We start from the raw sequence: 11,434 nt of genomic DNA, 5'->3' as shown, positions 1-11,434 counted from the left end.
ATGAGCGCCGTATTTGTCATCACGGTCTTGTTGTGGGCGTCGGTGGCGGGTCTCGCGTTTGCGGTCGCGAAGCGCGCAACCTACTGGCGCGAAGGTCGCGCGACGGCGGCGGGCGCATACGGATGGACCAACCTGCTCGCGATTCCCAAGCGCTATTTCGTCGATCTGCATCACGTGGTCGCGCGCGATCCGTACATCGCGAAGACGCACGTGGCAACGGCCGGCGGCGCGATCCTCGCGATGGCGCTGGTGTTCGTGAACTACGGTCTCGCGATCTACTCGATATGGCTCGACCGGCTGATCTTCGTCGCGGCGCTGGTGATGCTGACGGGCGCGGTGTTCGTATGGCGTCGTCGGCACGGCGCAAAAGCGACGCCCGCGCGTTTGTCGCGCGGCCCGTGGGACAGTTTACCCGTGCTGCTCGGCGCGTTCGCGGCCGGTCTCGCGCTGTTTATCGCGTTGCCGGCGGGCGCGATGTCCGGCGCGCTGGCAATCATCGTCGCGTTGCTGATTGCGGCGGGTGCGTGGACGATGACCTTCGGCGCGGCGCGCGGCGGTCCGATGAAACACGCGCTGGCCGGCTTGCTGCATCTCGCGTTTCATCCGCGCCAGGAACGCTTTTCCGCGCGCCATGACAACGATCTCGTACCGCCGACCGCACTCAAAATGCCCGTGCTCGACGCGAAGGAATACGGCGTCGGCAAGCCGGTGGAGTTTCGCTGGAACCAGTTGCTGAGCTTCGATGCGTGCGTCCAGTGCGGCAAGTGCGAAGCCGCGTGTCCCGCTTTCGCATCCGGCCAGCCGCTGAACCCGAAGAAGCTGATCCAGGATCTCGTGACGGGTATGGTCGGCGGGACCGATGCCGACTACGCCGGCAGTCCGACGCCCGGCATTCCGGTCGGCAAGCACGGCGGCGCGCCCGGCAAACCGCTGGTGTCGAGCCTGATCGAAGCGGACACGCTGTGGTCGTGCACGACCTGCCGCGCGTGCGTGCAGGAGTGCCCGATGCTGATCGAGCACGTCGATGCGATCGTCGATATGCGGCGCAATCAAACCCTGGTCGAAGGCATCGTGCCTGGCAAGGGTCCGCTGACGCTCGCGAATCTGCGCGAGACCGGCAGCGCGAACGGTTTCGATATCGCCGCGCGCTACGACTGGTCGGTGGATTTGCAGGTGCAGGTCGCGCAACCCGGCCGTCCGGTCGATGTGCTGCTGATCGCCGGTGAAGGCGCGTTCGATATGCGCTATCAACGCACGCTGCGCGCGCTCGTCACCGTGCTGAATCGTGCGGGTATCGACTACGCGGTGCTCGGCGGAGTCGAAACGGATACCGGCGACACCGCTCGCCGTCTCGGTGACGAAGCGACGTTTCAGCAACTGGCGACGCAGTTGATAGGCACGCTGGCGCACTACGATTTCAAGCGTATCGTCACCGCCGACCCTCACGTGATGCACAGCTTGCGCAACGAATACCGGGCGCTCGGCGGCTACTACGTGGTGCAGCATCACACGTCGCTGATCGCGGAGATCGTCGCGAGCGGCAAGCTGTCGCCGAAAGCGGCGGCAGCGCTCGCCGACAAGCGCATCACGTATCACGATCCGTGCTACCTGGGCCGCTACAACGGCGAGATCGAAGCACCGCGCCAGCTGCTGAAGTCGATCGGCATCAAGGTGGTCGAAATGGAGCGCCACGGCATGCGCGGCCGCTGCTGCGGCGGTGGCGGCGGTGCGCCGCTGACCGATATTCCCGGCAAGCAACGCATTCCCGATATCCGCATCGCCGATGCGCGCACGATCGACGCCGACATCGTCGCGGTCGGATGCCCGAACTGCACGGCGATGCTCGAAGGCGTGGTCGGCCCGCGTCCGGACGTGCTCGACGTGGCCGAACTGGTCGCCGCTGCGCTGGAGTGACGCGATGAACGACATCAAACGAATCGACCCGCGCCGTCCGTTCACGATCACGGCCGAAGGACTGAAACGCATCACGCTCGGCGCGCTTGCTCAGTCAGGCATGACGCAGACGCATGCGAGCATGACAGCCATGCGCCACACGCATGCGAAAGCGCGTCGCACCACAACCGCGCCGCAACGCACGTTCGTGGTCGCCGCGCACACCGATCGCGGCACGCTCGACGATCACGCGCATCAGGTGCTTGCCGCCGCCGCGCTGATCGCGGACGCCGCTACGCAGGTCGTCTTGCTGGCGCTCGGCGAATTCAACGAAGACGCGGCGACGCTCGGCGCGGACACGGTCGTGGTATTGCGCGAGATCGACCGGCGTGAATTCGATCCCGCAGCGGCGTTGCATGCGCTGCTCGCATGCGTCGCGGCGTATTCGCCGGCGCATCTGTTTTTGCCCGACAACGCCACCGGCGACGGCGATCTAGGCCGTCGCTATGCGGCGCGCGCCAACGCGAGTATCGCCACGCATGTCGTCGAAATCGATGCGACGCACGTGGCGAGTTACGTGCAATCGAATCGGGCGCTCGCGTCGCGCGCGCTGCCCGATGTGATTCTGCTTGCACCCGGCGCAGTCGATCCGAAGTTGCCGTTCGTCGGCGCGGGCGAACGCGTCGACGGTTTGCCCGGATGGCCCGCGATGGCTGATACGACGGCGGCACCGTCGTATCGCGATCTCGGCGTCGAAGCCGCGGACGCCGCGCAAGTCGCGCTGGAAGAGGCGGATTTCATCGTGTCGGCGGGCAATGGCGTGTCCGATGTGCGTGCGTTCGAAGAGCTCGCCCGCACGTTGGGCGCGGCCATCGGCGCGAGCCGCGTCGCGGTCGACGACGGCAAGTTCACGCGCGACAAGCAGATCGGCGCGACCGGCAAAACCGTCGAAGCCAGCGTCTATATCGCGTTCGGCATTTCGGGTGCGGTTCAGCATTTGCAGGGCATCAAGGATTGCCGTCACGTGATTGCGGTGAATCTCGACGCGAGTGCGCCGATCGCCAAACGCGCGAATCTGACCATCGTGGCGGACGCGCAGGAAACCATCGCGGCGCTGACCGACGCGGCCACCGCCGCGCGCATCGCCCGCGCCCATCGGGAGGCCGGCGACGCAGCGGATACGGTCGTCGCGAGCGAAGGAGCCCTGGTATGAAGATCGCCGTTCTGGTGTCGGTTGGACGTCATCCGGTCAGCGGCGTCGCGCGGTATAGCCGCAACGATGCCGCGGCGTTGACGATTGCGTTGTCGCTGGTGGAGTCGCAGCGCGCGACGCTCGACGTGTTGCATGCCGGCGACCCGGCGAACCCCGCGTTGCCCGAGTATCTCGCGCTCGGCGCGGGGTCGGTGGAAGTGCTGGCATTGGGCGACACGAACGGCGATCCGGTGGGCGCGCTTGCCGCGCGGCTCGAAGGCTACGACCTCGTGCTGACCGGCACGCGCGCCGAAGGCGGATTCGACAGCGGCACGCTGCCGTACCGGATCGCCGACGCGCTCGGTATGCCGTTCGTCGGCGCGGCCGTCGATCTCACGCCGTCCGGCGACAGCGTCGACGTGCGCCAGTTCATGCCGAAAGGCTTGCGACGCCGCGTGGCCGTGCGCTTGCCGGCGGTGATCGCCGTGCATCCGCTCGCCACGGCTTCGCCGACTTACGCGTATGCGCGTCTGCGCGCCGGGTCGATCCGTCAGGTCGCCGCCTACGCGCCCAACGACGCCGAACACAAGGCGTGGACCGTCAAGCCCGCAAGCGCCAAACCGGTGCGGCTCGCCGCTGCGGAAAAACGCTCGGGACACGCGCGGATGCTGTCCGCGACGTCGTCGGAAAGTCGCGGCGGCAGCGTCGTAATTGAAGGGAGTTCCGTCGAAAAAGCACAAGTGATTCTGGCGTATTTGCGCGAGCATCAACTCGTGGATTACTAGGCATCCGCATCGACCCCACGCGCGGCCAGGCGAGCCTGGTAAAGCGGCAGACATGACGCAATAGACGCAATACGGAGCACACAATGAAAGTTTCGGCAGACGTTCGCGCAATGATCGAACGCCGCAAGCAGGGCTACACACTGGAAGCGCCGTTCTATACGAGCGAGGCGATTCACGCGCTCGATCTCGATGTGATTTTCCGGCGTCACTGGATTCAGGTTGCAGTCGAACCGGACGTGCCGGAGCCGGGCGATTACGTGACCGTGGAGATTGGCAACGACTCGGTGCTGATCGTTCGCGACGACGATATGCAGGTGCGCGCGTTTCATAACGTATGCCGCCATCGCGGCGCGCGGCTGTGCAATTCGGACAAAGGCTCGCTGGGTAATATCGTCTGTCCGTACCATAGCTGGACCTACAACCTGACCGGCGAGCTGATGTTCGCCGAGCATATGGGCGAGCAGTTCGACCGCTGTAAACATAGCCTGAAACCGGTGCATCTGGAGAATCTGGCCGGGTTGATTTTCATCTGTCTCGCCGACGAACCGCCCACCGATTTCGCGGTGATGCGCGCGTCGATGGAGCCGTACCTGCTGCCGCACGGACTGGCCGATTGCAAGATCGCCGCGTCGATCGATCTGGTCGAGGAAGGTAACTGGAAGCTCACGATGGAGAACAATCGCGAGTGCTATCACTGCGTCGCGAACCATCCGGAACTCACAATTTCGCTGTACGAATACGGCTTCGGCTATCAGCGCACGCCGGATAACGAAGAGGGCATGGCCGCATTCGAAGCGACGGTGGCCCGGCGCACCGCGCAATGGGAAGCGCTGAATCTGCCGTCGGCGGAAATCGAACGGCTCGCCGATCTCGTCACTGGTTTTCGCACGCAGCGCCTGCCGCTCGATCGCGACGGCGAATCGCAAACGCTCGATGCGCGCGTCGCATCGAAGAAGTTGCTGGGTGGCTTCGAGCAGGCCGATCTTGGCGGTCTGTCGTTCTGGACGCAGCCTAATTCGTGGCATCACTTCATGAGCGATCACATCGTCACGTTCTCGGTGATTCCGCTTTCGGCCGGCAAGACGCTGGTTCGCACCAAGTGGCTGGTTCACAAGGATGCACGCGAAGGCATCGATTACGACGTCAACAACCTGACCGCCGTATGGCGCGCGACCAACGATCAGGATCGCGCGCTGGTCGAGTACTCGCAGCGTGGCGCGTCGAGCAGCGCGTACGAACCGGGTCCGTATTCGCCGTTCACGGAAGGGCTCGTGGAGAAGTTCTGCGCGTGGTATATCGGCCGTCTGGCCGACTACGCGAACGCGCCGGATGCGTCAATCGTGCACGACGAAAAAGTCGTGTCGTTCATGCGCTGACGATCAGCGAAACCCGCCATTGCTACCAGGATCCGGAGATAACCATGATGCGCGATCAGGCGAATTTCCAGCCTAATCCGGAGACGGCGGCGAGCCGCGTGACCCAGCCTGCTTTCTGGGGAACGCTGCCCGCGCGCTGGAACAGCGATACCGACGACACGCTGGTGTGCTGCCAGATCCGTCAGGAAACGCATGACGTGAAGAGTTTTTTCTTTCGCGCCCCCGACGAGCGCGCGTTCGTGTTCGAGCCGGGACAGTTCGTGACGCTGGAACTGGAGATCGACGGCGAAGCGGTGAACCGCTGCTACACGATTTCATCGCCGCCCACGCGCCCGCATACGATTTCGATTACGGTCAAACGCGTGCCGGGCGGCAAGGTGTCGAACTGGCTGCACGACAGCTTGCAGGTCGGCTCGACGGTGCGCGTGCTCGGGCCGTCAGGTGAGTTTACGTGCGCACGGCATCCGGCGCGCAAGTATCTGTTTTTGTCGGCGGGGTCGGGCGTGACGCCGTTGATGTCGATGACACGCGCGCATCACGAACTCGGCGAGGACCGCGATATCGTGTTCGTCCATAGCGCCCGCACGCCGGACGACATTATTTTCGCGCGCGAACTCGATCTGATTGCGTCGAACCAGACGCGGTTCCGGACGGCTTTCGTGTGTGAACGTGTCGGCACGCGCACGAACTGGCCAGGTGTGACCGGTTTTCTGAGTCTGCCGCTATTGAAGCTGATTGCGCCTGACTTCATGGAACGCGAAATTTTCACGTGCGGGCCGGCGCCGTATATGAAGGCCGTGCGCGATCTTCTGGACGAAGGCGGCTTCGAACGGTCGCACTATCACGAAGAGAGTTTCTCGTTCGACACGATCCCGGACGTCGCGGCGCAACTGACCACCGCGCATGTCGCCGACGCATTGGAGGGCGACGTGTCGTTTGCGGTATTGCGCGAGCAGGCGGCGGGTTTTTCGCCTGCCACCGTCGAGCCGGAAGTCGCGCAAACCTTCACCGTGAGCTTTGCGAAGAGCAATCGTCAGATCGAATGCGGCAGCGGCCAGCATGTGCTCGACGCGGCGAAGAAAGCGGGCGTGCGCCTGCCCGCGTCGTGTACGCAAGGCATGTGCGGCACGTGCAAGGTGAAACTGGTTTCGGGCGAAGTCGCGATGAAACACGCGGGCGGCATCCGTCAGCGGGAAATCGATCAAGGCATGGTGCTGTTGTGCTGTAGCAAGCCGTTGACCGATCTCGTCGTCGACAAGTAAGCGATACGTCGTACGGAAGTGAAAAGCAGCAAAGAAGCGAATGCAGCGAGGCAAGTCGCATCCAGACAACTGGATGTCGGAAATGAACGCTACCGGTCAATTCTGGCTGGTGATTCTGGGTGCTCTGTGGCTTGGACCGCGAAAGGAGAATGGCGATGAGACTGATCAGAAAACTACTTGTTTTAAGCGCATTTGGCGCAGTGGCCGCAGTCAGCGGCGGCGTGTCGGCCGACACGAAACCGACCATCAAGATCGGTTACGTGGAAGGCTGGGACGACAGTGTCGCGACGTCGAATGTCGCTGCGCGCGTGATCGAAAAACGGCTCGGCTATCAGGTCCAACTGGTGCCGGTCGCGGCCGGTGTGATGTGGCAGGGCGTGGCGCGCGGCGACCTCGACGCGACGCTGTCCGCGTGGCTGCCGGTGACGCACGGTGCGTACTGGACCAACTTCAAGAGCAAGGTGGTCGATCTGGGCCCGAACTTCAACGACGCGAAGATCGGTCTGATCGTCCCTGAAAACGCGGACGTCACGACGGTCGGCGATCTCGAAGCGAAGAAGTCCGAGTTCGGTTCGCGCATCGTCGGTATCGATGCGGGCGCGGGCGTGATGCAGAAAACCAGTGAAGCGATCAAGGCGTACGGCCTCGACTATCAGTTGATGCCGAGTTCGGGCAGTGCGATGACAGCGGAACTGGCGCGCTCCGAAGCGGCCAGCAAGCCGATCATCGTGACGGGCTGGAAGCCGCACTGGATGTTCGCGAAGTACAAACTCAAATTCCTCGACGATCCGAAGAAGGTGTTCGGCGAATCGGAGCACGTGGATAGCGTGGTCAATCCCGAGCTGGAAAAGAAGGCGCCGCCGGTGGTCGCGTTCCTGAAGAAGTTCCAGTGGAAACCGGGTGAAATCGACAGCGTGATGCTCGCCACGCAAGGCGGTGAAAAGCCGACCGCTGCCGCTGACGCGTGGATCGGCGCGCATGCGGATCGCGTGGACAGCTGGGTCAAGTAAGCCGCGCGAGGTGACGCTCGTGCGAGCGTCGCCAGTCGTCGCACCACAAGACGCACCACAAGAAAACGCCGCTTTTCAGCGGCGTTTTTCATTGCATCGGGTTTCTCGCCACGCGTTACTGCAACACGACCGTCCGGTCGCCATTGATAAACACGCGTCGTTCGATAAACGCTTTCACCGCACGCGCGAGCGTGATGCACTCGACATCGCGACCCGTTGCGAGCAGGCGCTCAGGACTGTACGAATGGTCCACGCGCTCGACCACCTGCTCGATGATCGGGCCTTCGTCGAGGTCATCGGTGACGAAATGCGCGGTCGCGCCGATCAGTTTGACGCCACGTGCATGCGCCTGGTGATACGGCTTCGCGCCCTTGAAGCCGGGCAGAAACGAGTGATGGATATTGATCGCGCGCGACGCCAGCTTGCGGCTGGTCTCGCCCGACAAAATCTGCATGTAGCGCGCGAGAATCAGCAGCTCCGCGCCCGATGTGTCGAACAGGTCGAGCAGTCGCGCTTCCTGTTGCGGCTTTGTGTCGGCGGTAATCGGTAGATGATGGAACGGCAGACCATGCTGTTGCGCCAGCGGTTCGAAATCGCGGTGATTCGAACCGATTCCGACGATATCCATTTTCAGTTCGCCCATGCGCCAGCGGAACAACAGATCCGCGAGACAGTGTTCGAGTTTCGACACGAGGATCAGCACCTTCGGTCGTGCGTTGACGTCGTGAATCGACCACGTCATCCGGAAGCGGTCCGCGATACTTTCGAATTCGCGTTTCAACGCGGCGAGTTGCAGCGTCTCGTTGCGTTCGACGCCATGAAAGACGCATCGAACGAAAAATCGCTCGCTGAGGTCGTCGTCGAACACAGTCAGTTCGTCGATATAGCATCGATGCCGGTCGAGAAAGCCGACCACGGCGGCCACCTGGCCCGCGGCGCTCGGACAGGCGACGGTAAGAACGAGTTGATCGGGACGGGAATCGGCGGACATGCGGTCTCCACAATGCAGGTGAGCGGTTTGGCGTTTTGATCGACGCGTCGCGCATGGCCGCGCGGGCGGCATGCGGGACAGGCGTGACATGCAGTAGACCAAGCCGGAAATAGAACCGGCTAGAAGCTAAACGCCGTGCCGCTGGTACGGGCGCGTCAGCGTCCGTTCGATTGCGGCGGGCCGCGCCGACGCGTCCGCATCACGCGCCGGTCACGCCGAGCACCGCTTTCGGTTCGAGAAACGCTTCGAGCCCGAAGGTGCCGTACTCGCGGCCGATGCCCGATTGCTTGAAGCCGCCGAACGGCGCAGCGGGTTCGTGCGCCAGCGTATTGACCAGCACGCGTCCGGCGTCGATCTGCGCGGCGACTTGCCGCGCGCGGTCGATGTCGCGCGACATCACGTAGGCCTGCAAGCCGTAATTCGTGTCGTTGGCGATGCGGATCGCGTCGGGCGTGTCGTCGTACGCGATGATCGACAGCACCGGTCCGAAGATTTCCTCGCGGGCGATCGTCATATCGTTGACGACGTCGCTGAACACCGTGGGACGCACGAACCAGCCTGCGTCGACGCCGTCCGGGCGTCCTTCGCCGCCTGCTATCAGCCGCGCGCCTTCGTCGATTCCAACGCGGATATAGCGCTGCACGCGCTCCCATTGCTTGCGGCTGACCATCGGCCCCACGCTCGTCAGCGGATCGCGCGGGTCGCCTGCGCGGACCTGCGCCAGCGCGTCCTTCACATGCGCTTCGAACTCGGCGAGCCGCGCGCGCGGCACCAGAATCCGCGTACCGGCGATGCACGCCTGACCACTGTTCATCAAGCCCGCCTGAATCGCGAGCGGCACGGCTTCGTCGAAATTTGCATCGTCGAGAATCACCACCGGCGACTTGCCGCCGAGTTCGAGCGTCACGCGTTTCAGCGTTTCCGCCGCCGTGCGCAAAATGCTTTTGCCAACCGCCGTCGAACCCGTGAACGACAGTTTCGCGACGTCCGGATGCGACGCGATTTCCGCGCCGACCGTGTCGCCGCGACCGGTGACGATATTGAACACGCCGGGCGGCAAACCGGCGTCGTGCAGCGCTTCGGTGACGATCCGCGTCTGGATCGCGCTCATCTCGCTCGGCTTGATCACGGCGGTGCAACCTGCGGCGAGCGCGGCCGCCAGCTTTCCGCAAATAAATCCCGCGTCGCTGTTCCACGGCGTAATCAGACCGGCCACGCCCAGCGGTTGCATCACGACCTCGGCGATACCGATACGTCGTGTGAACGGGTAATCCTGCAAGACTTTGGCCGCTTCGAGCAGCACGCTGCTCGCGTGCTGCGCCATCCAGCGGCCGCGCGACACGGGCGCGCCGTACTCTTCGGTGATCGCTTCGTAGAGCGCGTCTTCGCGCGCGACCACGGCTGCATGCATGCGTTTCAGCATGTCGATCCGCTCGTGTCGGCCGGTGCGCGAAAACGCCGGGAAAGCGCGCTTCGCTGAGGCAATCGCGTCGCGGGCATCCTGCGCGTCGGCGAGGCGCACGCGGCCGATCACCTGCTCCGTCGCGGGATTGAACAGGTCGAACATCTCGTCGCCATGCGGCGTGACGAATGCGCCGTCGAGGTAGATCGTGTCGATGATTTTCATTGCGTGGCTCCGGATCGGGTTTGAAGAACACGATAGGCCGCACCGATTGCGTTGACTAGCCGTACAATCCGGCATGTTGTATTGAACGATTTGGGATAATGAAAACGTCCGGTCTGAGTGAGCTCGAAGCTGTGCTGGCGGTGGCGAGGCATCGCAGTTTCCGCGCGGCGTCGGTCGAACTCGGGGTATCGACGTCGGCGCTGAGTCACGCGGTGGCTGCGCTCGAAGCGCGGATCGGCGTGCGGCTGTTCAATCGCACGACGCGCAGCGTGTCCTTGTCCGAAGCGGGCGAGCAGTTTGTCGAGAGCGTGTCGCCCGCGCTGTCCACGATTCGCGCCGCGATCGAGCAAGCCGGCAGCTTCCGCGATACGCCGTCGGGCACGCTGCGCATCAATACGTCGGTCGGCGCGGCGAAGCAGGCGATGCCGCTGTTTATCGCGTTCCTGCAACGCTATCCGGAGATGAAGCTCGACATCGTCACCGAAGGGCGGCTGATCGATATCGTCGTCGAAGGCTTCGATGCGGGCATTCGTCTCGCCGATACCGTGCCGCAGGACATGATCGCGGTGCCCTTCGGTGAGCGTCAGCGTTTCGCGGTGGTCGGCAGCCCCGCGTATTTCGCGCAGCATGCGCCGCCGCAAACGCCCGCCGACCTGACCGCGCATCGCTGCATCCGCACGCGGATGCCGGGCGGGACGATCTATCACTGGGAATTCGAGCGGCACGGCGAGACGATCCGGATCGACGGCAAAGGCGCGATCACGCTCGACGAGTCGGGCCTGATGCTGGCGGCCGCGCGCGCCGGTCTGGGGCTGACGTATCTGACCGAATGGAGCGTCGCGGCGGATCTCGACGCGGGCACGCTGGTGCGTGTGCTCGACGACTGGACACCGCCGCTCGACGGGCTGTGTCTCTACTATCCGGGGCGGCGCAACGTCCCGGCCGGTTTGCGCGCGTTGATCGCGATGCTGCGCGAATCGGCATCCGCTTCCAGCGTGATCGAACGGCACGCCCGTTGAGCCGCGATTTTTAAGCGCCGGCTCACAGATCGATCGCATTCCCTGTCGCGGACGGCGCTTCCGCGCGACTTTCGACGTTCGAACGACCTGCACACGTATCGCCGCGCCACGCGGGAGCCGCGCGCAGCCAGCATTCCCGCCGCCGCGCACGCGGCCCGCACCGATAAACAGAACAGATCCCCGATTCGACACGACGCATGGCTTCGTTCGCCGGTTTGCGCGGTTTTCGGCGGCCCGCGCCTAAAGTTCTGTAGCCGTTCGCCGTTATGGTCTTTCAAT

The 11,434-nt window shown here is 63.9% G+C and carries 9 protein-coding genes; 7 read left to right on the top strand and 2 right to left on the bottom strand.

All coding sequences use genetic code 11. The features are described from left to right. The 6 genes from PW947_RS02875 (at position 1) to PW947_RS02850 (ending at position 7,518) form a co-directional block, all read left to right on the top strand. Entirely contained in the window at positions 1-1,914 is a 1,914-nt protein-coding gene (locus PW947_RS02875) for a (Fe-S)-binding protein (protein WP_299629550.1), read from the top strand. A 4-nt stretch (positions 1,915-1,918) separates the two neighbouring features. Then, positions 1,919-3,106 (top strand): electron transfer flavoprotein subunit alpha/FixB family protein, encoded by a 1,188-nt coding sequence (locus tag PW947_RS02870; RefSeq protein WP_299629548.1) that lies wholly within the window; start codon positions 1,919-1,921, stop codon positions 3,104-3,106. After that, the gene (locus tag PW947_RS02865; RefSeq protein WP_299629547.1) at positions 3,103-3,870 is read left to right on the top strand and encodes an electron transfer flavoprotein subunit beta/FixA family protein; all 768 of its coding nucleotides are present in this window, start codon (positions 3,103-3,105) and stop codon (positions 3,868-3,870) included. The genes PW947_RS02870 and PW947_RS02865 overlap by 4 nt, the downstream gene beginning before the upstream one ends. 83 nt (positions 3,871-3,953) lie before the next feature. Beyond that, entirely contained in the window at positions 3,954-5,246 is a 1,293-nt protein-coding gene (locus tag PW947_RS02860) for an aromatic ring-hydroxylating dioxygenase subunit alpha (protein WP_299629545.1), read from the top strand. A 47-nt stretch (positions 5,247-5,293) separates the two neighbouring features. Further along, a complete protein-coding gene (locus PW947_RS02855) occupies positions 5,294-6,508 on the top strand; it encodes a hybrid-cluster NAD(P)-dependent oxidoreductase (RefSeq protein ID WP_299629629.1) in 1,215 nt (404 codons plus the stop codon). Positions 6,509-6,663: 155 nt separating this feature from the next. Beyond that, positions 6,664-7,518, top strand: coding sequence for a glycine betaine ABC transporter substrate-binding protein (locus tag PW947_RS02850; RefSeq protein ID WP_299629543.1), 855 nt, complete (start codon positions 6,664-6,666; stop codon positions 7,516-7,518). Positions 7,519-7,633: 115 nt separating this feature from the next. On the opposite strand, the gene purU is transcribed toward PW947_RS02850, so the two are convergent. After that, entirely contained in the window at positions 7,634-8,509 is an 876-nt protein-coding gene (gene purU, locus PW947_RS02845) for a formyltetrahydrofolate deformylase (protein WP_299629541.1), read from the bottom strand. A gap of 199 nt (positions 8,510-8,708) precedes the next feature. After that, positions 8,709-10,136 (bottom strand): aldehyde dehydrogenase family protein, encoded by a 1,428-nt coding sequence (locus tag PW947_RS02840; RefSeq protein ID WP_299629540.1) that lies wholly within the window; start codon positions 10,134-10,136, stop codon positions 8,709-8,711. Between the two features lie 98 nt (positions 10,137-10,234). Here PW947_RS02840 and PW947_RS02835 point away from each other — a divergent pair, with 98 nt between their 5' ends. Next, on the top strand, positions 10,235-11,155 hold the full coding sequence (locus PW947_RS02835) for a LysR family transcriptional regulator (RefSeq protein ID WP_299629538.1): 921 nt from the start codon (positions 10,235-10,237) through the stop codon (positions 11,153-11,155). Positions 11,156-11,434 lie beyond the last annotated feature (279 nt).

It is taken from the genome of Paraburkholderia sp., assembly GCF_028283785.1.
Classification (GTDB): domain Bacteria; phylum Pseudomonadota; class Gammaproteobacteria; order Burkholderiales; family Burkholderiaceae; genus Paraburkholderia.
This window is presented reverse-complemented; position numbering and strand designations above follow the sequence as displayed.

Coding starts and splice junctions, on each gene's coding strand:
- PW947_RS02835 (WP_299629538.1), top strand. CDS start 10,235: ATGAAAACGTCCGGTCTGAGTGAGCTCGAAGCTGTGCTGGCGGTGGCG.
- PW947_RS02860 (WP_299629545.1), top strand. CDS start 3,954: ATGAAAGTTTCGGCAGACGTTCGCGCAATGATCGAACGCCGCAAGCAG.
- PW947_RS02865 (WP_299629547.1), top strand. CDS start 3,103: ATGAAGATCGCCGTTCTGGTGTCGGTTGGACGTCATCCGGTCAGCGGC.
- PW947_RS02875 (WP_299629550.1), top strand. CDS start 1: ATGAGCGCCGTATTTGTCATCACGGTCTTGTTGTGGGCGTCGGTGGCG.
- PW947_RS02850 (WP_299629543.1), top strand. CDS start 6,664: ATGAGACTGATCAGAAAACTACTTGTTTTAAGCGCATTTGGCGCAGTG.
- PW947_RS02855 (WP_299629629.1), top strand. CDS start 5,294: ATGCGCGATCAGGCGAATTTCCAGCCTAATCCGGAGACGGCGGCGAGC.
- PW947_RS02840 (WP_299629540.1), bottom strand. CDS start 10,136: ATGAAAATCATCGACACGATCTACCTCGACGGCGCATTCGTCACGCCG.
- PW947_RS02870 (WP_299629548.1), top strand. CDS start 1,919: ATGAACGACATCAAACGAATCGACCCGCGCCGTCCGTTCACGATCACG.
- purU (WP_299629541.1), bottom strand. CDS start 8,509: ATGTCCGCCGATTCCCGTCCCGATCAACTCGTTCTTACCGTCGCCTGT.